The 25,896-nt window shown below is 36.3% G+C and carries 21 protein-coding genes and 1 tRNA gene; 1 reads left to right on the top strand and 21 read right to left on the bottom strand.

Annotated features, from left to right (window positions below):
- Nucleotides 1-364 precede the first annotated feature (364 nt).
- The 16 genes from DRF65_RS08045 to tuf all read right to left on the bottom strand — a co-directional run bounded on the left by DRF65_RS08045 (nt 365) and on the right by tuf (nt 15,732).
- Nucleotides 365-2,965, bottom strand: a complete 2,601-nt coding sequence (locus DRF65_RS08045; protein WP_115970253.1) for a T9SS type A sorting domain-containing protein — start codon at nt 2,963-2,965, stop codon at nt 365-367.
- A 34-nt stretch (nt 2,966-2,999) separates the two neighbouring features.
- Nucleotides 3,000-4,130, bottom strand: coding sequence for a hypothetical protein (locus DRF65_RS08040; protein ID WP_115970252.1), 1,131 nt, complete (start codon nt 4,128-4,130; stop codon nt 3,000-3,002).
- Between the two features lie 121 nt (nt 4,131-4,251).
- Nucleotides 4,252-4,737, bottom strand: coding sequence for a hypothetical protein (locus DRF65_RS08035; protein WP_115970251.1), 486 nt, complete (start codon nt 4,735-4,737; stop codon nt 4,252-4,254).
- Nucleotides 4,738-5,010: 273 nt separating this feature from the next.
- Nucleotides 5,011-5,379, bottom strand: coding sequence for a 50S ribosomal protein L7/L12 (gene rplL / locus DRF65_RS08030; RefSeq protein WP_045501110.1), 369 nt, complete (start codon nt 5,377-5,379; stop codon nt 5,011-5,013).
- A gap of 46 nt (nt 5,380-5,425) precedes the next feature.
- Nucleotides 5,426-6,013: a 50S ribosomal protein L10 gene (gene rplJ / locus DRF65_RS08025; RefSeq protein ID WP_115970250.1), complete on the bottom strand. Its 588-nt coding sequence runs from the start codon at nt 6,011-6,013 to the stop codon at nt 5,426-5,428.
- Nucleotides 6,014-6,030: 17 nt separating this feature from the next.
- Nucleotides 6,031-6,723: a 50S ribosomal protein L1 gene (gene rplA / locus DRF65_RS08020; protein ID WP_076354938.1), complete on the bottom strand. Its 693-nt coding sequence runs from the start codon at nt 6,721-6,723 to the stop codon at nt 6,031-6,033.
- Between the two features lie 12 nt (nt 6,724-6,735).
- Complete coding sequence (gene rplK, locus DRF65_RS08015; RefSeq protein ID WP_115970249.1) at nt 6,736-7,182, bottom strand: 50S ribosomal protein L11; 447 nt, start codon at nt 7,180-7,182, stop codon at nt 6,736-6,738.
- Between the two features lie 271 nt (nt 7,183-7,453).
- A complete protein-coding gene (locus DRF65_RS08010) occupies nt 7,454-9,076 on the bottom strand; it encodes a T9SS type A sorting domain-containing protein (protein ID WP_115970248.1) in 1,623 nt (540 codons plus the stop codon).
- Nucleotides 9,077-9,219: 143 nt separating this feature from the next.
- Nucleotides 9,220-10,779, bottom strand: a complete 1,560-nt coding sequence (locus tag DRF65_RS08005) for a tetratricopeptide repeat protein (RefSeq protein ID WP_115970247.1) — start codon at nt 10,777-10,779, stop codon at nt 9,220-9,222.
- A gap of 173 nt (nt 10,780-10,952) precedes the next feature.
- Nucleotides 10,953-11,621, bottom strand: coding sequence for a hypothetical protein (locus DRF65_RS08000; protein ID WP_115970246.1), 669 nt, complete (start codon nt 11,619-11,621; stop codon nt 10,953-10,955).
- A gap of 6 nt (nt 11,622-11,627) precedes the next feature.
- The gene (locus DRF65_RS07995) at nt 11,628-12,266 is read right to left on the bottom strand and encodes a hypothetical protein (RefSeq protein ID WP_115970245.1); all 639 of its coding nucleotides are present in this window, start codon (nt 12,264-12,266) and stop codon (nt 11,628-11,630) included.
- A gap of 9 nt (nt 12,267-12,275) precedes the next feature.
- Entirely contained in the window at nt 12,276-12,896 is a 621-nt protein-coding gene (locus DRF65_RS07990; protein ID WP_115970244.1) for a hypothetical protein, read from the bottom strand.
- Between the two features lie 718 nt (nt 12,897-13,614).
- Nucleotides 13,615-14,157: a transcription termination/antitermination protein NusG gene (gene nusG / locus DRF65_RS07985; RefSeq protein WP_115970243.1), complete on the bottom strand. Its 543-nt coding sequence runs from the start codon at nt 14,155-14,157 to the stop codon at nt 13,615-13,617.
- Nucleotides 14,158-14,175: 18 nt separating this feature from the next.
- On the bottom strand, nt 14,176-14,382 hold the full coding sequence (gene secE, locus DRF65_RS07980; protein ID WP_002976410.1) for a preprotein translocase subunit SecE: 207 nt from the start codon (nt 14,380-14,382) through the stop codon (nt 14,176-14,178).
- A 12-nt stretch (nt 14,383-14,394) separates the two neighbouring features.
- A tRNA-Trp gene (locus DRF65_RS07975) sits at nt 14,395-14,465 on the bottom strand.
- 55 nt (nt 14,466-14,520) lie between these two features.
- Nucleotides 14,521-15,732, bottom strand: a complete 1,212-nt coding sequence (tuf, locus tag DRF65_RS07970) for an elongation factor Tu (RefSeq protein WP_089738146.1) — start codon at nt 15,730-15,732, stop codon at nt 14,521-14,523.
- Nucleotides 15,733-16,135: 403 nt separating this feature from the next.
- Between tuf and DRF65_RS07965 the strand changes: the two genes are divergently transcribed.
- Nucleotides 16,136-17,554: a DUF4394 domain-containing protein gene (locus tag DRF65_RS07965; RefSeq protein ID WP_228438576.1), complete on the top strand. Its 1,419-nt coding sequence runs from the start codon at nt 16,136-16,138 to the stop codon at nt 17,552-17,554.
- Between the two features lie 89 nt (nt 17,555-17,643).
- Here DRF65_RS07965 and DRF65_RS07960 read toward each other — a convergent pair whose 3' ends face one another.
- The 5 genes from DRF65_RS07960 to DRF65_RS07940 all read right to left on the bottom strand — a co-directional run bounded on the left by DRF65_RS07960 (nt 17,644) and on the right by DRF65_RS07940 (nt 25,403).
- Complete coding sequence (locus tag DRF65_RS07960; protein WP_115970241.1) at nt 17,644-20,742, bottom strand: efflux RND transporter permease subunit; 3,099 nt, start codon at nt 20,740-20,742, stop codon at nt 17,644-17,646.
- A 62-nt stretch (nt 20,743-20,804) separates the two neighbouring features.
- Entirely contained in the window at nt 20,805-21,890 is a 1,086-nt protein-coding gene (locus DRF65_RS07955) for an efflux RND transporter periplasmic adaptor subunit (RefSeq protein ID WP_115970240.1), read from the bottom strand.
- 3 nt (nt 21,891-21,893) lie between these two features.
- Nucleotides 21,894-23,135, bottom strand: coding sequence for a TolC family protein (locus tag DRF65_RS07950; protein WP_115970239.1), 1,242 nt, complete (start codon nt 23,133-23,135; stop codon nt 21,894-21,896).
- A gap of 222 nt (nt 23,136-23,357) precedes the next feature.
- Nucleotides 23,358-24,722 (bottom strand): sensor histidine kinase, encoded by a 1,365-nt coding sequence (locus tag DRF65_RS07945; RefSeq protein WP_115970238.1) that lies wholly within the window; start codon nt 24,720-24,722, stop codon nt 23,358-23,360.
- Nucleotides 24,723-25,403 carry a response regulator transcription factor gene (locus DRF65_RS07940; protein ID WP_115970237.1) on the bottom strand — a complete coding sequence of 227 codons (681 nt, stop codon included), beginning with the start codon at nt 25,401-25,403 and terminating at the stop codon, nt 24,723-24,725. It lies immediately after the preceding gene.
- Nucleotides 25,404-25,896 lie beyond the last annotated feature (493 nt).

Below are 25,896 nucleotides of genomic sequence, written 5' to 3'. Positions count from 1 at the left end.
ACTTCAAATGTTTGGCGCTATTAGAAATTGTCTTTATTCTTTGTTTTTTATTCTTAATAATCTAATCCTAACTGCAACACTGGTATATCTTTTCACAGCGTAATGCAAAATATTTTTCTTACTTTTGAGACGGTATTACCCGCAATATCTACAAATACGAAATCCCTTTCATGTTTCACACAATGAAAGAGTTGATTTTCAATATTTTATAAAATTACAAACAATTTTTCGCGCCAAAAGAGGTGCAAAGATACAAAAAGTTATCCACAATAACAAATTAATCTCCCTCATTTTGAGGTCATTAAAAAAATAAAGGGCTGCTCATTTCTGAGCAGCCCTTCTTTAACACTAAGTATTCTTATGGTTATTTCACAATAACTTTATAAGATTTTGCAGTTGATTTAGTATCTATGTTAATAATATAAATTCCCGTAGGCAATGCAGAGGTATCAATACCTGTACGTGCAGAGAATTTACCAGACTTCACGACTTTTCCTTCTGCAGAGAACAATGTGTAAGTTCCTTCTTCTGCTGCTGTAACCATAAGGCTTTCTCCAGCTTTTACAGGGTTAGGATAAATCTTCACATCATTAGCTGCTTGTGTTATTTCTGACTTTCCTGCTATTTTTGCAGAAGCTGTCTGTGCATTTTTCAACAATGAAGCATATGGTGAAAGTGGAGACTTTGGCGCTCCTCTTTTCACAAGATCTGTATCTACTACAGCCTGAATACCATCTTTATCACCATCATTAATCGTAGAGATAAATCCGCCGCCCATTGTATCAAGGTTACCTTTTCCTATCTGATACAGATCGAAGTCTGAACCGTTAGAAGTAACATCCAGGAAGTCAGGTAGATTATCACCATCTGTATTTTTGATTGGGTATTTTAAAGTTCCGGAATCCGGATAAGTTTCCAGGATATCTGCCAAACCATTTTTCCCTACTGCAACACCACTGTCAATAATACCATTATGGTCTGCATCAATCTGGTCAATTACTGAAGTTGGAATACCTGATTCAAACAGATCTAAAATTCCGTCATTATCAGAATCCAGATCACGATAGTTTGGCACAGAATCTCCTAATATTGGCGTAATCAGAACATCACCCTCCATATCATCATCTTCAAATTTTCCGTTTTTATCAAAGTCTTCCATTGAATCAGGAATACCATCATTATCGGAATCAAAATCACATGCATCTACAATACCGTCACCATCTGTATCCAGTGTAGGCGATTTATCATTTACCACTGTACATCCTTCAGCACAGTCAGGAATACCGTTACCATTATTATCAATACTGTCATCACCGTTAGGACAACGATCGAAACAGTTTGGCACTCCATCATTATCATCATCTTTGCTTGCAAATGCATTATAGATGTAATAGTTTTGAGGAATACGAACTGCTGTACCGCTATTGAAAGTAATTTTCATTCTGTTAAAAGGTTTTGTAGCCTTTCCTCCTACATAAAATTTATTGGAATTCGTTGTAAAGAAATTTCCACTGATAAGACTTCCTGAACTTGTAAAGTTGTCTGTTACAGTATTCCCATTATATAATGTTACTGTAATATTTTCCAGTACGCTTACTCCAAGAAGGTTTCCAGCTTTTTCCACTGTAAATCCAGCCATCGTATTCGCAGGAAGTGTCGTATTACTGCTTACTGTAGCATATGCAGAGAAGATACTGAAGATAGATGCAGCCGGAATTGTTGCTGTAGCATAATTAGAAGGATTGTTATCCACAATTGCTTCAGGATTTGTCATTTTAGCCAAAATAAGACCAAGGAATCCAGGCCCTGATGTCCAGCTTGATCCCGTTACCAGATTTCCTGGTACTGCTGATCCACTGGTCTGAATTTTATCATCACATTCACAAGAGATCGGCTCTTCAAAAGCATAATACACTTTAAGTGCTCCAAGATTAAATCCTACCGTCTGAGTAATTTTTAATCTTACTTCATTAAAAGGCTTAGTAGTTGTTAAAGTTACTTTCTGTTTTCCAGAACCGTATCCAAGAACTTTAATATTAATCAAACCACCACCATCAGACAACTGCTTAGAATCCTGAAGCTGTCCGAATAAGTACGTTTCAATAGTGATATTCTTTAAAAATTCAGCGCTTAGTAATTTCCCCTGATCATCAGGCTCAATGACAAATCCTGTTCTGTTTCCTGCAGGGTATACCTGGTTTTTATCTAAAACTCCTACTGAGTAAGATCCTAACAATCCAATTGGAAGAACAACTTTTCCAAATGAATTTTTATTTCCATCCCCTATATTTTCTTTGTTCTGAACGTAAGAAAGCGGAGCAAGAAAACTACTGCTTCCTGATACATTACCGTCCACCCCACTTCCTGCAATGATATCATCACAAATACCATTGTTATCAACAGGTACTCTTGCAGGATCAAATGCAAATGCATAATACACATTCATAGCACTGAATACAGAAAGAACATTGGTCTGATACAATCTCACTTCATCAAACTCCTTAGAAGTTTTAAAATGTAAAAAGATTCTGTTCTTGCTTCCTCCGAATGCCGGCACCGATAAAAGGGTACTGCTGGAAGTAGTTTCCTGAAGCACTCCGTTTCTATAGGTGCTGATTCTTAAAGAACTTAAAAGATCAATCGTAATAAAGCTTGTCCCAAGATCCACATTAAATCCGGTAATATATCCTGCCGGGTAAGCTGTATTTTTGTTTTTTACGGAAATTCCGTTGCCACTTATCAAAGAAGCAAAGTTTCCCATATTTACACTATTATCCAGATTAGCATCTACCACCGGATTCATACTTCCGTTATAACATGCTAAACAGATTCCGGAGTTATTTACCGGTTTTGCTTCTACGCCCATCCCGCGGATCGGCTCGTAGCCCTGCTGTGCAAATGCTACAGCTGACATCACTAATGTCATGAGCACTGCGGTCAGTTTCTTGAATAATTTTTTGGTCATTTTTTAATTTTATAAGGTTTGTGTTTATTATGAATTAGTATAAAGCTTTCCATGATGTACCATTACATCCTTCATGTACTCTCGCTGTAGAATTGTACCGGATTGCTCCTTCTTCTTTACCTGAACAGGTAGTTGCGGATGTAGCAATACCTTTCAGCTGAAGTGCCGCTCCTGTTGCGGTGTCAGCAGTAGGCACCATGTTAATTCCTACAATTGTATCCGTTCCGTTCGTTACATTAAAAAAAGCATGTGATTTATTAGCAAATACCGTTTGCCCAGAGCCTGCTGTTCCAGAAAAACCAATAGCCAGAGCCTGCCCTCCGGTAGCCGAACTTGCAGAACCAACGGCCATACTGTTTAAATCTACTGTATTGCCACTCCCTATAGCAATTCCTCCTTTATTGGTATGCAAATTCCCCAATGTAAGCCCTGCTGTACCTGTAACAGTATTTGTATTTCCAAATACAAGATGATTAGCTCCTACTGCAGTATTAGAGTTTCCAATAATTTTAGCACCACTCGTAGCTGAGTTATTAGCACCAATGGCTACCGCTGGAAAATTAGCATTGATGGCAGTAGCTGTATTATTTCTTCCTAGTGCAATATTCGAAGAGGTTGAATTAGTCGTATTATTTGACCCCCATGAAAAAGCAGCATAAGCTCCGGTTGCATTATTAGAGTTTCCACCTTGCAGTGTTCCGTTTACATCAAGGATTCCTTTTACATTTTTTTGAGTGGCCAGTACCAGACTCTGCCCATCACTTGTTCCAAGATAATTCCCTCCGGAAATATCTGTTCCTAACGTTGAGGAAGTCGCTACTGTACCACTGTTTCCTACAGTACGCCAATTGGCATTTAAATTCCCCCATTTTGTTCCATCGAAATAATAGTAACCAGGCGTTATAACATCTACAGTTTGTCCTGTAGGTGCAGTTTCAGCTGAAGTTACATATACAATCGCTCCAGTCTGGGCAGTTGTATAGCTTTTAGCATTCAGCTGTACTCCAGTAATTCTAGGAGCAATAATACCATCCAGTTTATTTTTATCCGATGGAAAACCCACCACATCAAGGCTCGCTTGCGGTTGTGGACTATTAATCCCTACCTGTGCGAAAATAGAAACTCCGACAGATAGAAGTGCTAATGTGAATAATTTGCTTTTCATTCTTAGTTGATATTTGTTGTGTTTATTTTGGTATAAAAAGACAATCCTTTAGCCCTTCATTTAAAATAATATAAATGAATAATGAGAATTCCGGCTGGGGATCGTAAAAATTTCAGAAGTACTACGGTATAGTAATGACGGTAAGTTTATCAGGAATTTTAATAATAAACTTAAAACCATCGACTAATTTAAAAGAGTTCATATCAAAAGTCTTTACCATTTCAAATATTGCGATAGGATTGGTATGATGGACCGGATTGGGCCACCTCCATTTATTCCAGCCAGAAGTAAACTTTAAATTCTTCACAGAGAATAACACAAAGTTCTGGTCATTTACAAATGGAATATTGCCGGATAAAACAGCATCTTGAAAGTTATCATTAATTTTTAAATGATGGGCAGGTCTGCAACTCACAGAATTGATTGATTCCTGTGAAAAAGTATCAGATAAATGCAGGTAAAAATCAGAATCGGTTATATCCGCACGATGTAACAGTTCAGGCTTGCTCACCGTAGAAGATATAATCCTCGCATTTAGTCTTCCTATAGTCGACAGCAGCAATAGAACTGCTATTTGACCATAGCAAAGAAAATAATTTCTATCCAATTATGTTGTGTTTTCGTTGATGCAAATATAGTATTTTTTCAATTAAAACAATGTTTTAATAAAAAAAAATACAACAAAAATATTCATTTAACATAATTAAATCATTTTATTATGCTAATTTTTACGAAATAATCATCCATAATAAAATATTAAACTATAGGCATCAATAATATTGCAATACACATATAGATAAAGCGTAAAATACATTCAGATAAGATCAAAAAAAAGCCTGAGCAAATGCTCAGGCTTCTTATATTTATAATAAAATTGAAATTATTTCAATTCTACTTCAGCACCAGCTTCTTCTAATTGCTTCTTAAGAGCTTCAGCTTCGTCTTTAGAAACACCTTCTTTGATTGCAGAAGGAGCACCATCTACGATATCTTTAGCTTCTTTAAGACCAGCACCAGTTAAATCTTTTACTAATTTAACGATAGCTAATTTAGAAGCACCTGCAGACTTAAGAATTACGTCGAATTCAGTCTTTTCTTCAGCAGCTTCACCTGCACCACCTGCAGCAACTACTACAGCAGCAGCAGCTGGCTCAATTCCGTACTCATCCTTAAGGATAGTAGCTAATTCGTTTACGTCTTTTACAGTTAGGTTTACTAGCGTTTCAGCTAAATTTTTTAAATCTGACATTGTTGTAATGTTTTTGTTGATTATTTATTTAATTTTTTGAGTATAATTATTCAGCACTTGTTTCTTCAGTGCTTTCTGCAGCAGCTTCTGGAGCTTCAGCAGCAGGAGTTTCTTCTACTACAGGAGCAGCTTCTTCAGCTTTAGCTTCTACAGTTTCAGGTTTGTTTTGAAGAGCAGAAACAACTCTCTGGATTGGAGACTGAAGTAATCCGATGATTTCACCGATCATTTCTTCTCTAGACTTGATATTAGCTAACACGTCTAGGTTGTTGTCACCAATATAGAAAGCTTCTTGAACAAAAGCAGACTTTAAAGCTGGCTTTTCTTCTTTCTTTCTGAATCCTTGGATAAGTTTCGCAGGAGCGTTTGCTGTATCAGCAACCATTAATGCTGAGTTTCCTTTGAAAGATGGGAACATTTCAGAGTAATCTACTCCTTCGATTTGTTCCATTGCTTTTTGTAAAAGTGTATTTTTAACAACTTTCACTTTAATATTTTGCTTGAAAGCCTGTCTTCTGAATTCTGAAGATTTACCAGCGTTCAAACCGTCTAAATCTGCTACGTATACTACTTTTGCATCCTGAAGCAAATCTTTGATCTCTTGTATTGCTACAACTTTTTGGTCTTTTGTCATTGTCTTAAGGATTATTATTAGTTAACAGATTTAGTATCAATTGCAATACCTGGGCTCATTGTAGAAGACAAATAGATAGACTTCACATAAGTTCCTTTAGCAGCAGTTGGCTTCATTTTGATCAAAGTAGAGATCAATTCCTGAGCATTTTCCTTGATTTTAGCAGCATCGAAAGATACTTTACCAATACCAGCGTGGATAATACCGTATTTGTCTACTTTAAAGTCAATTTTACCAGCTTTTACTTCAGTTACTGCTTTACCAATTTCCATTGTTACAGTTCCTGATTTAGGGTTTGGCATTAAACCTCTTGGACCTAATACTCTACCTAATGGACCTAATTTACCCATTACAGCTGGCATAGTAACGATAACGTCAACATCTGTCCAACCATCTTTAATTTTTTGTAAATATTCGTCAAGACCTACATAGTCAGCACCAGCAGCTTTAGCTTCTGCTTCTTTATCTGGAGTTACAAGAGCTAATACTTTAACATCTTTACCAGTACCGTGAGGAAGAGACACAACACCTCTTACCATTTGGTTTGCTTTTCTTGGGTCTACACCTAATCTTACAGCGATATCTACTGAAGCATCAAACTTTGTAGTGTTCACTTCTTTTACAAGAGCTGAACCTTCTTCAAGGTTATAGATTCTTCCTTTTTCTACTTTGCTTAAAGCTTCCTTTTGCTTTTTAGTCAATTTTGCCATTTTCTAATAGTATTAAGCGTTAAAAGTTGGTTTAGTTCCTGTTACTCTTAATCCCATAGATCTTGCAGTACCTGCAACCATAGAAACAGCAGAATCCATTGTAAAACAGTTAAGATCCGCCATTTTATCTTCAGCGATTTTCTTTACTTGTTCCCAATTTACAGAACCTACTTTGTTTCTGTTTGGTTCACCAGAACCTCCCTTGATTTTAGCTGCATCCATTAACTGGATCGCTGCAGGTGGAGTTTTAATAACGAATTCAAAAGATTTGTCTTCGTATACTGTAATTACTACAGGTAAAACTTGCCCTGGCTTATCTTGGGTTCTTCCGTTAAATTGCTTACAAAACTCCATGATGTTCACACCTGCAGAACCCAATGCTGGACCTACTGGTGGAGAAGGGTTAGCTGCGCCACCTTTCACCTGAAGCTTTACCATTTTAAAGACTTTCTTAGCCATTGTTTGTTTTTTAAATTTGAATAATTAATGAGTTTGGAAGCATTTATTATTCAGCAGATTATCGCACTCACTTATGATAAGTCTGCTTTTTGGACTGCAAAAGTATAAAATATTTTTGAAACTACAAACGGATATTGCTGATTTTTAAAAAGTTTAGACAAAAAAATAATATCCGAGAGCTCTGCCTCTCCTGATCTTCTTTCTTTTCCACGAAACATTCTGCTGATACAAAGACTTCTTCTTTAATCTTATTATTACAATTATAGAATCCTTACTTCTTGATAAATTTTATGTTTTTTTCTTTTACCTTTACGTGATAGATTCCTTTTATAAGATTTTTAACATCAATTTCTCCCTGCTTCATACGTCCTGATTTTATCAATTGTCCAACAGCACTATAAATACTAAAATTCTGATCTTTCATTCCATCAATATGAATAAAATCCACTGCAGGATTCGGATATAATTTGATATTGGAATTATTATTGGAAATTTCATGAGTTCCCATCGTACCATTAGGTAACATCAGATTCTGTGCATAGATACCTGACAAGTTAGTCTCGGTATTTTTGGTTTCCTGAAATACAATTACTCCCTGCCCATTAATAGGTTTTAATACGGAAATATATCCTTTAGAAGCCTCAAAAGTTGCTACAGGAAGATAATGTTGTGGCCATTCAAAATCGCCATTGCTATCCAGTAGAACAGCATTTAAAGATATATTGAGCGCAGTTCCTACTTTTTTCTGTACAACAAAATAAGGCTTATCATTTACCAGCTGCAGCCCATCATAATGGAACATAGACATATCATCCACAGCAAAAACCTGCTTTGCATTATCAGTAAATAATCTTGCTCCGGTATTTTTATCAAACTTCTGTACAAATTCACCATTGTCTCCCTGAGATGAAGAACTGTAATTGGCAATGGACCATATATAAGAAGACCCTGGTGTAAAAGCAATTTTCATATCTTTTTCTAAATAAGTCTGATGAGTATCAAAGTCTACCCCAAAAATACCCCATGGAAGGCTACTATCAGGATTTATTCTTTGAAGATACCCGTCAAATCGCATATTTTCACCAGTACTGTATCCGTAGTATACCACATTACTATCTACGACTCCGCTATATTTTGCATTATAGGCTGTAGATTTAGTCGTGATCTGTTTAGCTGTATCCCATAATAGCCCTCCGTTGATAAGGTTTAACTTTTGAGCGAACAGGTAACTTGTGGTTCCAAAAGACATTTGTTTGTGGAAAATAATTTCACATTCATCTCCTTTGAGTTTAAAAAGATCAGCCGGGACTGTATTCTTAGTATTATCATCAGAAACAATCTGAGCCGGACTCGTCCATACCGGCTGCCCTGAAGCATTAAATCTTTGTACTTTAGTATGCTTCTGGCTAGGTGGAAAATATCCGACAATAATATCTCCTTCAGGCAATGGCAGGATAGTCGGAAGATATCCTTCCCCAAGACTGATCCCGTTTGGCCATATGGAAGTTCCCTGTGGTGTAATTTTAAAAACATAACCCGGATTTCCACCTCCTGTTCCTGTAACTCCAATATACAGATTATCTGACGAGTCTACTGCCGTTCTTTCCATAACAGTATAGGTACTCATCGGAATCTGGTCACTTACTTTGATTCCTTCCGGCCCCAGCTGTTTATTTCCGGCCTGATCCAGAATCTGGACCCATAATTCATAGTTTACCGGTGCAGAAACCCGTTTCCAGTATCCGATGTAAGTTTTCCCATCACTTGTAGTGGCAGCAAAGGAAGATCCTCCTCCGTTCGCTACCAAAAAATTCTGATCCAATACAGGATTCCATTGTGCCTTTCCTGGAGAATATATTGAAAGAGCAATAAAAAAAATAAGTAACTTTTTCATAGTGGTATTGTTTTAAATAGGAGACAAAGGAATGCATTGCCACCCAACCTGTATAAAAATACCACACACAATTACCACTTATAAGGAAAAAAACACCACATCATTTCCACACACACAATAACAAGATGTTAAATATCAACACATTATAATTCATTTAAATATTGAGCAAGGTCTTCTTTGGTATTGGTCAGATTCATTTTTTTCCTCAGGCGTGTTCTCGAATTTTCAATTGTTTTTGGGGTTACATTCAGCAGATTTGAAATTTCTTTTGTAGACAATTTAAGCTTCAGCATAGCTGCCAGCCGTTTATCGTAGTTGGTCAGCCCAGGATGTTTGCGATCCAGATTTTCGTAAAACGATTCATGGATATTCAGGAAATGGTATTCAAAATCTCCCCATGAGTCGTGTTTAGTATTCAGCTTAATTTTGTTGATAATCCTGGAAACCTCATTGATCTCACTGTCTTTAAGCTTAGTTTTCAAAACATTGACCTGTTCCAGAAGAGATTTAAAAATTTCTTCTATTTTAGATTGTTCCATAGATTTATATACCAACATTTTTTCTTTCATCTGATTATCTATTTCCAGCTGCTTCTCACGGTTTTCAATCAGCTTCTTTTCTAAGCGGAGTTTTTCAGCCTTGTTTCTGAAATTAATAAGCAGCAAAATACTGATTGCTACGACCAGCAGAAGAATAATGACCATCACGACATACAGCATATTCTTTCTATCCTGCTCTATTTTGTCCATTCTTTTCTGCAGTTCATAATCATGTCTTACTTTTAAACGCTCTACATTCACTGCTTTTTCCTCTACGTTCAGCAATTCCCGTATAGAATCATATTTTTTAAAAGTTTCTACAGAGTTTTTATAGTCCTTATTGAGTTGGTAAGCCTTATATAAAGTTCTTAAATAATTTGTATTATCAAAGCTGATGGCATTGGGGACGATATGGTTTCCCACATTTCCGGCATACTGTAAGGCTTTTTCAGGATTTTCTGTTTCAATATAGAAATTGGCAAGGTTATAATTAACCTGATAGTTGGATTTATGATCTTCAATCTTATTAATTTTCACAATAGCTTCTGCTTCTAAAAGATACTCCTCTGCTTTAGCATTGTTACCTTCCAGAAAATTAAGTTTCCCCAAATTTGAGAAGACAAATGCTTTGATAACAGGATTATTATATGTTTTAAAAGCCACCAATGCTTTTTCAAAGTAATATCTTGATGAATCCAGTTTGGATAACACCAGATAAGCATTTCCCAAATTATTAAGAAGCTTAATGGTTTCTGTTTCCTGTTTTTGCTTCTGATAAAATCCTAAAAGTTTCTTGTAATAAGAAATAGCCCGCCTGGTATCATTAAGCTGTGAGTAAGTATAAGCAAAAATACCATCTATTTTAGCCATTTTCTCTTCATCTTTATCCAAAAACAGATGATAAGCTTTGTTGGAATAATCCAGAGTCAGATCAAAATAATTTACATCACTGTAAATTTTTGCAGCTTCGATATAAAAGTCTCCTAAATCACGTTCATCAACTTTCTTTCTTGCCTGCTGTATATTAAACTCTGCCTTTTTCCAATCTTTAAATTTCAGCCCATTGGCAGTATTCATATATTGCTCATACTCTTTTCTGTTCTGCCCCAAACACAGCGCTACTGAAAACAGTAATGATAATATAGAAGGTATTCGTTTTCCCATTTCAATATAATTCCATATAAAATTATAAAATCATTTGAAAAAGCAATAAACAATATTCAACTACACCTAACAAATTGACAAAACATTCCTTATATAACTGTAAAAATATCAAAATAAAAAACCAGACTCTTATTCAAAAGTCTGGTTTCTTAATCAACTAAGTTTTTATTGTATTAAAAACCTGATGGTTTATTAATTGTTTGAGCAGAACCATCAGTTCCACCAAGATTAGCATTAACCTCATTGATATTATGCTTTGTAATCAATCTTTTATAGGCCATCAGATAAAGATCAACAGTGAAATCATTATAAGTTCTTGATGGTCCCGCAGAAGTGTTGGCAATAATTCTGCTATCAGTAAATCTTGCTTTGATATGCCATGTTCCATTACTTTTGAACGCAGTTACATCAGGTGATCCCTGTTTGTTGTCATTAACTCCGTTATCACCATAATCAAGCATTACATTCGTATTTCCATTGCTAAGCTTGAAAGAATAGTTATGAAGTACAACCAGAAAGTTATTGGCATCAATTTTTGTATCATAATCAGCAATTCCTTGTCCCGAAACTCCTGTCAGCGTAAGCTTGATATAATTGAATAATCCGCTGCTTTCCAGATTCGGATCATATAGCTGTAATGCATTTTCTGATGTGGCCAGAAAACTTCCCCCTGTCATGGTAGGTTCTCCCGGATTTCTGAGATATAAAGAATTGGTATGAGTCTTTCCGTTTACATCAAGTGTCTCTGTAGGGTTATCTGTCTTGATTCCTACTTTTCCGGTCTGGGCATTCAGAAAGATTCCCAGTCCTATCATCATTGTAATATAAATTTGTTTTATCATGTTTTATTATTGAAGCCCTAGAGGCGTGTTGGTAGATACTCCGGTAAAAGACGCCGAAGCTGATACAGAACCGGCAAATGTTCCCCAGTCTTTTACCAGAGATTTTTCAAATACATTTAAGGTAAGTGTCCATGTCCCGTTTTGTGCAGATACAGTACCCGCTCCCTTAAAACTAAGATTAACGGCCTGATAATTTTTCCCGTTTTTTTGTATTTTGGTTACTTCTGTAGAATACGCCCCGTACAGTCTTGAAGTAGAGGTTGTAGTAGCAGAAACGGCATCGGTGAAAACAGCACCAGTAATAGCTACAACATATTTATCTGCATCCAGCCCTGTATTAAGGTTAATTACTTCGTCCTGCTTTACGTTTTTCAGCACTACATTATACATATTTACCGGAGCTACATTACGAAGTGTAATATCAAGCAGCTTCACTTTCCCTACAGGAGAAGAATCCTTAGAACGGGTAAGCAGTAAATAGTTCCCTCTTGCCGTTACATTTTCAGTATCGATAAGATAAGATTCTACTAAAGTTTCTCCTTCTACATCCAAAACTCCCTTTGGGTTGGCAGTATTAATTCCGATTTGTGCCTTTACTCCCAATGAAGCAATAGTCACAAAGAATAATGTTATCATTTTTTTCATTGTCGTATTTTATTGAATTAAAGGAGCGGCAGCGGCACCTGTTGTAGAGTTTCTAAGGGATTGAGTTGAGTTAAATTCTTTTGCGTAAGATCTGTCATATACCAATAAATTAAGCGTCCATTCTCCTGTTGGCAATGTAGACGTGGGAGAAAAACCTTCATAGTCAGCTTTTAATTTCCAGGTAGTGCCTGTTGAATAAGCAAAGATCTGAGGAACCGGAGTCAGCCAGTCTGCGGTATTGGTTCTTACAGGCTGGGTAAATCCGAAGGAAGAGATTACTACCAGAAATTTTTTAGAATTAATTTTGGTATCAAACTCTTTTACCCAGTCTTTATCTGAAGGATCACAGGTAATTTTAAACTGTATAATATTGATGGGTGCCGGCGAATTGGGTACAAAAGAATCATTGTACGCCGTTATTTTATTTTCAGGAGCAGGAGATTTGATAATAAAAGTATAATTTTCATCAGTCCCCAATTTTTCCATTGGCTTTTTGAAAACAATACCTGAAGTTTTCATCGTACCGTTCACCGTAAGCTCCTTTTCCGGGTTTGAAGTATTTATACCAACTTGAGCATTTAATAATACTGTTGAACCTAATAAAAGGATCATCGAAGTAATTTTTGTCATTGTGCGTTATGTGTTTGCTAAGATTTCCATTCCTCCCACATCTCATGAATCACATTTAAGATTTTCGGTTTAAAACACAAAATATACTGCGCATCTGTAAACAGTGCACGTATGAGAAAAACAATAAGTTTTATGGGCTGATTGATGAATAACTTACAAGAAGTATGCCATCAAAAGAGAATTAACCTTTGGAAACACCTTTAAATAAAGGAAAAACTACCTGTTATCCCATAAAAGTGAGTATTGAATTCTGGTAAAGTCCTTAATAGAAACAGCTAACGTGAATCAGATTTTATATTTTCAATAAAATAATTAATTAAAATTTATAAAAAACAAAATTAAACAGGTAAAAAATGATAGTTTCTTATTAATATCGAAATATTTTAGGGAAAAGAATAGTTGAAAGGCTTTAAAATTGGCTCCATATTATTCATTAAATGGATCAATATCGGGTTTTGTCAGACTAATGGATGGAATGCTTTATCTGATAGGCAGGCTAGGATCTCCGCTTCTATTGAAAGTTATATCAAGTATCCGATAATCCAGAGCTAATAGCCAATTATTACAGTTTCTCAGAAATAATGAGTAAAGACTGATCTTTAATTACGAAAGCATTCAATCCTTATTAACAATTATATTTCTGATCCTTAAATGGGGATGTTATAAAATGAAAAAAGACCGCTTAAAAGCAGTCTTTTTTATATTGTGTAAGTAATTATTATACTTTTTCTACTTGCATGTAGCTAAGCTCCATTGGAGTTTTTCTACCGAAGATCAATACAGAAACTTCAATTTTCTTTTTATCTTCAAGAATCTTCTCAACTGTACCATTGAATCCGTTGAAAGGACCATCGATCACTTTTACGTTTTCACCTACTACATATGGAATCTCAACATCGCTTGCGAATTCTGAAAGTTCATCCATTCTTCCAAGCATTCTGTTCACCTCAGATTTTCTCATTGGAACAGGATCTCCACCTTTTGTTAGACTTAAGAAAGAAATAACTCCAGGGATGTTTTTGATAACGTGAGGAATTTCTCCCATCAGTTCAGCTTCAATCATCAAGTATCCAGGATAGTAAGGCTTTTCTTTAGGAACTTTCTTACCGTTTCTAATTTGAATAACCTTTTCCATAGGAATAACCACCTGAGTAACGTACTGCTCAAACCCTAAACGTTTGATTTCTGTCTCAATATAGTTTTTCACTTTATTTTCCTGTCCGCTGATTGCTTTCAGCACATACCATTTCAATTCGCTCATTATGGGAAAATACTTTAATTAGTTGAACAAGTTGATTAGCATTCCAATGATGTTGCTGATTGCTTTTGAAAACAATTCATCAACTCCAAAAGTAAATAAAGCCAAGATCACTGTCGCAATAGTCACTACAATTGTAGACGACTGAAGGTCAGCCCATTTTGGCCATTCAACTTTATGTCTGAATTCGTTATAAGAACCTTTTAAAAAATCGACAAATGAACTCATAATTTATATTTGCACGGGCACAAGGATTCGAACCCTGATCAACGGTTTTGGAGACCGGTATCCTACCATTGGACGATGCCCGTAGTTAAAAAAGCTTCCGAGAGTTTCCTTTCGGAAGCTTAATTTATTTTAAGATGATTAGTCTACGATTTCAGTAACCTGACCTGAACCAACTGTTCTACCACCTTCTCTGATCGCAAATCTAAGACCTACGTTAAGAGCGATTGGTTGTAACAATTCTACAGTGATCTCTAAGTTATCACCAGGCATTACCATTTCTACACCTTCTGGTAAGAAGATTTCACCTGTAACGTCAGTAGTTCTTACATAGAACTGAGGACGGTATTTGTTGTGGAATGGAGTGTGACGTCCACCTTCTTCTTTAGAAAGGATATAAACAGATGCTTTGAATTTTTTGTGTGGCTTCACAGAATCTTTCTTAGCGATAACCATACCTCTCTTGATGTCAGTTTTTTCAATACCTCTCAACAATAGACCTACGTTATCTCCAGCTTCACCTCTATCAAGGATCTTTCTGAACATCTCAACTCCTGTAATAGTAGAAGTTAATTTTTCATCACCCATACCTACGATATCAACTGGATCTCCAGTGTTGATAACACCAGCCTCGATTCTACCAGTTGCAACAGTACCTCTACCTGTAATAGAGAATACGTCTTCGATTGGCATCAAGAATGGCTTTTCAGTATCTCTTGGTGGTTGCTCGATCCAAGTATCAACAGCATCCATTAATTCTTCTACACTTTTGAACCACTTGTCTTCTGTGTTAGCAGGAGATGCAGTTGCAGCTGTAAGAGCACCTAGAGCAGAACCTTGAATTACTGGAGAGTTATCACCATCAAATTCATAAGTAGACAATAAGTCTCTAAGTTCCATTTCAACAAGCTCTAACAATTCAGGATCGTCTACCATGTCAACTTTGTTCATGAAAACAACGATTCTAGGTACGTTTACCTGACGGCAAAGTAGGATATGTTCTCTAGTCTGAGGCATAGGACCATCAGTTGCAGCACATACTACGATAGCTCCATCCATTTGAGCAGCACCAGTTACCATGTTCTTAACATAGTCGGCGTGACCTGGACAGTCAACGTGAGCATAGTGTCTTTTTTCAGTTTCGTATTCGATGTGAGCAGTATTGATAGTAATACCTCTTTCTTTTTCTTCTGGAGCAGAGTCAATTGCAGAGAAGTCTTTTTTCTCAGCAAGACCTTTGCTAGCTAATACAGCAGAAATAGCAGCTGTAAGAGTAGTTTTACCATGGTCAACGTGACCAATAGTACCAATGTTCAAGTGTGGTTTGTTACGATTAAACGTTTCCTTTGCCATGATTTAAAATTATTTATTTATTGTTTTTCAAATTTTCGGTGTGCAAATATAATGAATTTTTAAATACCAAAAACTTTTTATTCAAAAAACTTTCAATATTCTTATCCAATGAAGGACAAACCTTATATTTCAACGTATTGAGACTGCAAATTTACACATTTTTCCGGATTGAAAAAAATCCTTAGAAATGTTTTATTAAAAATATAAACTATCTTACTAATTATGAATACAATATATGGGCAAAAAACTTAAGTATGTCTACCAATAAATCCATGTTTATCTTTTTCTCGTACATATAAAAACAACAACTAATATTAATATTATGAGAAAACTATTACACTTCTACTTGGCTCTGTTTGTCATTACAACTTTTTTTTCGTGTGATAATTCAGATGAAAACCATATGTCAGAAAACATCCCTCAGAGTCCCAATCTTATGGTATACGGAATAACAGCAATGAATGAGCTTGTTTATTTTAATTCTAATAATCCGAAAACCTTCACCTCCAAAACAGCTGTAACAGGTGTTGTATCAGGAGAAAAATTGTTAAGCATAGATTTCAGGCCTGCAACAGGAGAATTATATGCATTATCAAATGCCAGCAAATTATATATAATCAATACATCCAATGCTTCAGCAAGACCTGTAAGTTCAACAGCATTTACTCCTTTGATTTCGGGGACAATAGCTTCAATTGATTTCAATCCTACTGTTGACAGAATTCGTCTGGTGAGTAATACCGGACAAAATCTGCGTATACATCCGGAAACAGGAGCTACTGCCGCTACTGATACTAATATTAACGGAACAGGAGGTCCCTCAATAACAGGATTAGCTTACACAAACAGTAAAGCAGGAACTACTTCAACTATACTCTATGATATTGATCCGGTATTAGGAAAATTATACAAACAAGATCCTCCCAACAATGGAACTTTAGTGGAAGTGGGAAGCGTGGGAACCACTTTTACAGGGCAGGCTGCTTTTGATATTAAATTTGATAACAGTACTGCTCTATTAGCTTTCAGTGATAAATTGCATGTTCTGGATCTTAATAATGGAAAAGCAACATTTGTAGGCTTTCTTCAGCAAGCTCTTATCGATATTGCCATTCCTACAGAACCGGTAGCCTATGCCATTGACAATTCTAATAATCTCCAAATTTTCAATCCAAACAGTCCAATGCCTGTTTCCAAGACGGTGGCTGGATTACAAAGTGGTGAAAATATTTTAGGAATAGATTTCCGCCCTGTAAACGGACAATTGTATGCATTGGGAAGTTCAAGTAGAATTTACACCATCAATTTGGGAACAGGTGCTGCTACAGCTGTAGGCACTTCATCTTTTTCTACTTTGCTTTCCGGAACAGATTTTGGTTTCGATTTCAATCCTACCGTGGACAGAATAAGGGTAGTAAGCAACACAGGACAGAATCTTCGCCTAAATCCTAACGACGGAACAGTTGCTGCTGTAGATCTTGCATTAAATCCAGGAAGTCCCCTTATAAGCGCAGCTGCTTATACTAATAATTTTGCGGGAAGTACTGCTACTACTCTATTTGTCATTGATCACAATACAGATAAATTATATCAGCAAAACCCTCCTAATAACGGAAATTTAGTAGAAACAGGCTCTTTAGGAATTAATATTACAAATGCTAATGGTTTCGATATTGGAAGCATGAGCCAAAAGGCCTATTTAGCAGCATCAATAGGTTCATCTACAAAAATTTACTCTATTAATACAACAACCGGAGCCGCTACTTCAGTTTCAGATTATCCAAATACCATAAAAGCTTTCACAGTGGGATTAGGATTTTAAACTTAAACTCATCCTATTTTATTTCAATAATGCAGAAGTGCGGAAAACTTTGTTTTCCGCACTTCTTACTAATATAAATGAAAGATAATCTAAATTTGACTGAGCTTTTTCGTCCTGTTGAAAATCCAGAAAATGATCGGAAAAATAAGCAGGGTAAGTACTGTGGCAGTTATCAATCCGCCAATAATCACAATGGCTAAAGGTTTTTGAGATTCTGATCCGATACCCGTAGATAAGGCTGCCGGCATTAATCCTATAGACGCCATCAGAGCGGTCATAATGACTGGTCTGGTTCTGGATTTTACTCCACTTAATATCGCATTATCTATATCCAGTCCGTTTTTAACATTCTGATGGAATTCTGTAATCAAAATAACTCCGTTCTGTATACAGATTCCCAGAAGAGCGATCATTCCTACTCCTGCGGAAATTCCAAAATTCATTCCGGTAACATGTAGGGCAATAATCCCTCCAATCAGAGCAAATGGAACATTCGCTAAAACCAGAAGAGAATCTTTCATATTTCCAAAAAGGATAAATAAAAGGAAGAAGATCATCAGAATACTTACCGGAACCACCTGGGCCAATCGGTGTGAAGCACGCTGCTGGTTTTCAAACTGTCCTGTCCAGCCTAAGGAATATCCATCCGGAAGTTCAACCGCTGCCACTTTTTTCTGAGCATCAGCGATGGTACTTCCCAAATCACGATCCCTGATTGAGAATTTCACTCCGATATATCTTTTAATATTATCCCTGTAGATAAATGCAGCTCCATTATCTTTAACGATAGTACTGATTTCTTTTAAAGGAATTTTTGCTCCGTCCTGAGTAGGAACCATCAAAGCGGCAATATCATTCTCATTGGTTCTGTATTCCTGGGAGTAACGAAGACGGATCGGGAATTTTCTTTCTCCATCAAACATTTCAGAAGCCGTTTTTCCTCCAAAGGCCATTTCCAGTACCGCCTGTGCATCAGCTGGCATTACTCCATAAGCTGCCATTTTATCTCTGTCCAGTACCACACTTACCTCAGGCTGACCGATATTTTTAATAATACCCGGATCTTTTACTCCTTCAACGTCTTTAATTTTTGCTAAAACCTCATTCGCTAATTTGTCTAAGGTTTCTAAATTATCTCCATAAATTTTAATTCCGTTCTCAGCTTTAAAACCAGCTACTGCTTCTGCCACATTATCTGAAATTGGCTGGGAATAATTGAACGTGATCCCTTGATAGTTTCTCAGCTTCTGGTCTATTTCATTGATGAGCTCATCATAAGTGATCTTCCGTTTCCATTCTTCTCTTGGTTTAAGGTTTACAGCAAACTGTACGAAACCGAATCCGTTCGGATCTGTCCCGTCATTACTTCTCCCCGTCTGTGCCAGTACATCTGTTACTTCAGAGAAACTCATGATATCCTTTTTCAAAAGATCTGCAGTTTTCAGCGACTCTTTTAATGATGAACTCATTGGCATTTCGGCAGTGATCCAAAGTGAACCTTCATTCAGCTGAGGCAGGAATTCTGTTCCTAAAAATTTCCCGGAGAATAAGGTAACTGCCAGAAATGAGATGGCTACGATCATACTCGTTCTTTTATGCTTAAAGGTTAAATTAAAACCTTTCAAAACGATTCTGTCCCAGAAATTCACAAACGGATTATTTTTTTCTTTTACATTTTTATTTAAAAGAATATGGGAAAGTACAGGAACGAGTGTTAAAGTAAATATCAATGCTCCTATCAATGCAAACCCTAAAGTAAAGGCTAAAGGTGAGAACATCTTACCTTCCACTTTCTGGAATGAGAAAATGGGAATCAGAGAGGTAATAATAATCAGCTTTGAGAAGAAAATTGCTTTACCCAAACCTGTACCCGTCTGCTTAATCCAGCCTCCTTTCGCTAATTTATTGAATTTCTCCTTTCCGTATTTATGTGCTTTATGGTCGAGCATTACAAAGAGTCCTTCTACCATGACGACAGCTCCGTCAATGATAATTCCAAAGTCTACAGCTCCCAGAGAAAGCAGATTGGCACTCATTCCTGCCAGTTTTAAACATAAAAACGCAAATAATAGGGATAGAGGAATAATAATGGAAACAATCAATGTCGTTCTCCAGTCTGCCATAAAGATCAAAACGATCACCGTTACCAATATAATCCCTTCAATCAGGTTATGCATTACCGTTTTAGTCGTAAAATCCATCAGGTTATCCCTATCGTAGAAAGTCACCATTTTTACATCTTTCGGCAGGATTTTCTCGTTCAGTTCATTAATTTTAGCTTTTACCCCTATCAGAACTTCTCTTGGGTTCTCTCCTTTTCTCATCACAACAATTCCTTCTACAGTATCATCATGAGTATTCAAGGCCGCCTGCCCTACTCTAGGCATAGAGCTTTCATGTACTTCTGCTACATTTTTTACCAGAACTGGGTTTCCACTATCATTCTGAATGGTGATATTTCCGATATCTGCAATAGATTTTACCAACCCTATTCCTCTTACGACATACGCCTGTCCGTTTTTTTCAATGACATCTCCTCCGACATTCAGATTGCTCTTGGTAACAGCATCATATACCTGAAGAGGTGTCAGATTATATTTATCCAGTGCTCTGGGATCAATACTTAATTCAAATACTTTGTCCTGTCCTCCAAAAACATTGATATCCGCTACTCCGGGAACTCCTCTCAAAGCGCGGTCTATCACCCAGTTTTGCAGGGTAAGCAGTTTTCGGGAATCTTTTGTTTTACTTTCCAGGGTGTATCTGAAAATTTCTCCGGTTGGCCCGTAGGGTGGCTGTACTTCTGGATCTACCTCATCAGGAAGGCTAATGGTTCTTAATTGGTTATTGACCTGATTTCTGGCAAAAGTATCATCCACCCCATCATCAAACAGAATCTTAACAATGGAAAGACCAAACATAGTGGTACTTCTCACACTGGTTTTCTTCTGAACCGGGCTCATCGCCAATTCTATGGGAGTAGTAACAAAACGTTCTACTTCTTCTGCACTACGTCCGTTCCATTGGGTAATGATTACAATCTGAGTATTGGTAACATCCGGGAAAGCTTCAATAGGCATATTTTTGAAACTTATAAACCCGGCAATCGCCAAAATAGCAACCCAGATAAAGGTAAATGCTTTATTTTTTAATGAAAAAGCGATTATATTTTTTATGAATTTATTCATGATAGATACATTGATGACCTAAAAAAGCCGTTGAGAGAATTTATTTTAAATCATTACAATTTTCAGCTGTTCAGAGAACGGTATATCAACAATTGGTTGTTGGTTATTACTTCTTCTCCTTCTTTAAGGCCATCCACAATATAAGTAACATCACCTACCTGTTTCTGTACTTTCACTTCTCTCACCTTCACATCTGTTCTGGATTTAAAAACCACAACAAAACTTTTGTTATCATCAAAAATTACTGCTTTGGAAGGTACAGTCAGCATTGTATTGCTTTCCAGACTGGAAACTTTTATGGTGGCTTTACTGTCCGGGATCAACAGTCCATTGGCATTATCCAGTACTACTCTTGCCTGCATGGCATTGGTTTGCGGATCAATGATTTTAAATATTTTATCAATTTTTCCATCAAAAACCTTATCCGGGTAAGAGAGTGTAGATACCTGAGCTTTCATTCCAAGGCTTATTTTGTCAATATCGGACTCGTTAACGTTCATGATCGCCCATACATTGGTTGTATTAGCCACATCGAAGATATTTTCGCTTCGGTCACTTCTCAGCTGCATATCTTTATTGATACTCTTCTGAACAATATATCCGTTGATTGGCGCTACCACGCTGTATATATTTCCTGATTTTACGTTATAGACAGTACTTACGGCTGTAGCTCTCTGTAGCTGGTCCTGAGCTTTCTGCAGCTGGCTTTTTGCTTCCAGCACATCTCTTTCGGTATTCAGTTTCCCTTCATAGAGCTCTTTAGCAACCCTAAGATTATTTTTTGCGACGACAAGATCTGTTTTAGAATCGCTGACATCTTTTTGAATTTCTGCAAGCTCCGTACTTCTGATGGTGGCCAGTACCTGTCCTTTTTTCACATAATCCCCAAGTTCTACGTTTACACTCATCACATTTCCACCTACCAATGGATAGACATCTATATAACTGTTTTTGTCTGCAGAGATCTTCCCGTAAAAGCTATATTCATCTTCTATATTCTTCTGTTCAACCTTTGCCAGGGAAATGGAATTCAGCATGGTATTGCTGAGTTCAAAACCTTTTTTGGCCTGGTTATTTTTTTCTTCCTCTTTTTTTGAGCAGGCCATTAGCGATAAGACCATCAATACTGGAATAATATAAGTTTTCATTGTTTAATAGAAGATTTTCGTTTGTACTAATTGGTTAAGTTGTTCCGCCGCCTGCATAATTTCGTTTTTCATATCATAGATCTGAAGAGCAGTTTCCCGGTAGCTGTCCATAAAGTCTGTAAATTCGATAAGGTTTACATTTCCTTTTCTGAAATTGGTCATCATCCCGTTATAGACCAGATCCATATTCTGCAGATCCGTTGTTTTTATATCCAAAAGCTGATCGTATTGTGCTTTCCAGGTTTTATAAGCCGCCTGTACTTTAGTTTCAAGAGTGAGTTTCTGAAAATCTGCATTTTTTTGATTCTGCTGGATTGCATAGTTGGCTTTTTCTACATTTCCCTGATTCGCTCTCCATAAGGGCAAAGGAATTCCCAATGTCAGATTGGCTTCATTATTAAAGGTTCCTCCTGCCTGATCCCATGCTGCTCCCACATTAAGATCCGGCACATTCAATGATTTCTGCCACTGGGCGTACAGTTTGCTGTTATCAATTAATTTTAAGTTATATCGATAATCCGCATTATTTTCCAATGCCTTACTTTTCAGTTCTTCTTCACCTCCAAAAGGCTGGGCTCCTAATGCTTCTTTAGCTTCAGATTCAGGGATCAAAGGCTCTATGTCTTCTGAAATTCCTGTAAGAACTTTTAAGTTCTGCTCAAAGCCAAGAATATTTTTATTGATTTCAAGCTTGTCATGATTCAGCTGGATCACAAGACTCTGAAGTCTTACCGCATCTTTAAGGGATACATTCCCTTTTGCAGACTGTACACGATAGGCACTTAACAGGTCATTCATATACTCTAGTTGCTTATCGGTATTCTCAAGCTTTAATTTTTCGTAATAAAGATTAAAATAAGCAGTCCGGAGCTGGGCCCTCAGGTCAACAAGAAGCTGAGAAAACTGAAGCTGGGCAAGTTCTTTATTTGATTTTGCAAAGGCAATTTCATTTTTCTTTTTACCGCCCATATAAATTAATTGGGTAATTCCTGCTCCCTTTGAATGCCCTATATCAAAAAATTTTTTATCCTGAGGATTATAAGCATTAAACTGTCCACTCAATTGTGGCAATTCCCAGATTTTAGCCTGCAGAATATCAGCATCAGCCATATTGATGTTGTATTGTTCGGCGAGCAGCTGGAGATTGTTCTTCTGAAAGGCTTCTTCGCATTCCAAAAGAGACATTTGCTGTTGTGCCGCCATGAATGAGGAAACGGCCAGACACAGCACTGCAATTCTGTTCATTATTTTTTATTTTAAATTACAAAATTGCTTGGATGCGATTAAAAGAAACTTAAATGAGCCTTAAAAAAATATTAAAATCACTTTAAACAGGTCATTTCCGACAAGGTTAAATAAAATTAAAAGGAAAATTTTTCTCCAGGTATTGAATTTTTATTTGAAATTTTAATCTGAAGTTTAACAAAAATTTGCAACTGTTTTGGGATAACAGCCTATCCTTAAAATTTATTTTTTAAAGATCACTGTGAAGGTATTCATATATTCCGTTGGAGATGAATAAATAATTTCCGCATCATGATATTCCAGAATTCGTTTAACAATTCTCAGCCCTAAGCCGGAACCGGAAATATTCTGGGCGTTATTTCCTCTTGTAAAGGCTTCAAATAATTTGGATTGTTCTTCTTCTGATATAGTGTCTCCATGAGAAGTTACATCAACACTCAGATGATCACTGGTCTCGGTTATCAAAACCTTTACTTCAGTAGTATCAGAATATACAGCAGCGTTCTTGAATAAATTAATAAAAACAATCACCAATAACGATTGAATCCCACTGATGGTAAGAAAAGCATTTTCAGAAGGATCTTCGGTAATCAGAAAATCCAGCTTAAGATCAGGATAACTTTTCTCAACTGCATCAAATGCTTCAAAAATAACTTCATCAACTCTGACATCTTCATAAATGCTCTGAATGTTTTCTTTATCAAACTTTGTAAGTAACAACAGTGAATTCGTCAGATCAGATAATTGATAAACATCCCGCTGGATCTGCTGCAGAGAAGATAATGTTTTCGGAGAATGTTCTTCAAATTTAATCAGGTTTTCCAATTGAAAAGCCATTCTTGTGATAGGAGTCCGAATCTCATGGGAAGCACTTGCCGTAAAATCTTTTTGCGACTGGAATACATCATTAAGTCTTACGATCATTGTATTGAACGATTTTGCAAGAACGTTCACTTCATCATTAGATTCCTGCACGGGAATCTGAGTCGTTAATTTATGAGCCGTGACTTCTGAAATTTCCTGATTCAGATCTTCCAAAGGACGAAGGAATTTTTCTACAAAATAATAGCTGAAAAAACCAATAAGAAGTGTACTCATTGCATAGGCAGCAATCAAGAGGTATTTCAGATACTTCAGCTTCGATTTTCCATTGGTATCAAAGGCACTGGTAAGAATATAATAATCCTCCCCATTAATATTTCTCAGTGCTGCATAAATCTCCGGAACTGTTTTTTCTGTATAAATAATTTTCTTCTTATCCAGTTCCTTAAGCATAGTAGTATCCCAGGTAACATTCCGATCTTTAATGGTACTGTAGATCAATTCTTTTTGCTCATTGAAAATTAAGATCTTTTCATTAAGGAGAATATTATCTGAGTTTTCATTGAAAAAAATAGGTGCTTCTTCTTCAAAATCTTTGGACTTTGAAATAAAATGCGTGGTAAATTCCAGTCTTTGTCTGAATCTTTCTTTAAACTCATCTCGCCTGAAATCATTAAAAGATAAATAAATGACAGCCATCACCATTCCAAAAAGCAATGAAAAGGCGATACTGATCGTTAAAGCTATCTTTCTTTTTAAGGACATTTATAGTGGGCTTAAGTAATATCCGAAACCAGAGCGGGTATGAATGAGTTTTATTTTAAAGTCTTTATCGATCTTTTTTCTTAGGAAATTGATGTACACTTCCACCGTATTGGTATTGGTATTAAAATTATGCTCCCATACGTGCTCAGTGATCTGTTGCTTGGAAACAGTTCTTCCCTGTGCTTCTGCCAGATACGCCAACAATTGGAATTCTTTTAAAGTAAGGGTGATTTCATTTCCGCCACGATACACTTTCTGTTCTGTTTTATTGATAATAAGGTCGTCTATTCTGATAATATCCTGATCGGAAGTATCAGATGGCATTTTCCGTCTCAATAAAGAATTAATTCTTAAAAGAAGCTCTTCAAACTGGAAAGGCTTTACCAGATAATCATCTGCAAGACGGGTAAAGGCATCCTTCTTATCCGAAATATCTCCATAAGCGGAAATGATAATGATGGGGGTGCTTTTATCAAAAGAACGGATCGTCTGACAGACATCCAGCCCGTTTATTTTGGGAACATTAATATCAAGCAGATACAGATCGTAGGAATTATTTTTTATCTGGCGAAGAAAGGTTTCTCCGTCATAAATTTTATCGCAGGTAAAATTATTGGATTCCAAAAACCGACAAAGCTCCGCAGAAAGAATGAGGTCGTCTTCTAATAAAAGAATATTCATCAAAAATTATTTTACACGAATTTAACGAAAATTTTTATGATGGTTATGAATCAGTCTTAAAAGTTGCCGGATAATATTGTTTGTATGGAATTTAATTTGATGCAAAGTTTATTAGCGTCTTATCTCATATTCTTAAGGAAAAAAGGAATGGAATCAATTTTATTGACTCTTGCCAAGCAAATTCATAGCCACAAAACTTCTACAGTTATAAAATAGCACTTCTTAGCTCTCTAAAATAAAACATTTGAATCATCTTTCTTTACGAAGAAAAATAATCTGCTTCTTCAATGAAAAATATAGATTTGTATTAATCCTCGAGTTTATGCCTGATTCAGAAAAATCAGAATGCAATTTAAAAGAACTAAAATATAAATGTTTTTTCTCTCTAGATTACGGATCAGTGCTAAAAGTTGTGGAGGAACAAATAAGAGATTAACTTTGAGGATGCATATTCCCGACGAGCTATTAAAATTATTGTTACCTGATTTTTTGG

Origin of the sequence: Chryseobacterium pennae, assembly GCF_003385515.1 — a bacterium.
Taxonomy (GTDB): Bacteria; Bacteroidota; Bacteroidia; order Flavobacteriales; family Weeksellaceae; genus Chryseobacterium; species Chryseobacterium pennae.
The sequence above is the reverse complement of the archived record's forward strand: the minus strand, read 5'-3'. Positions and strand labels throughout refer to the sequence as shown.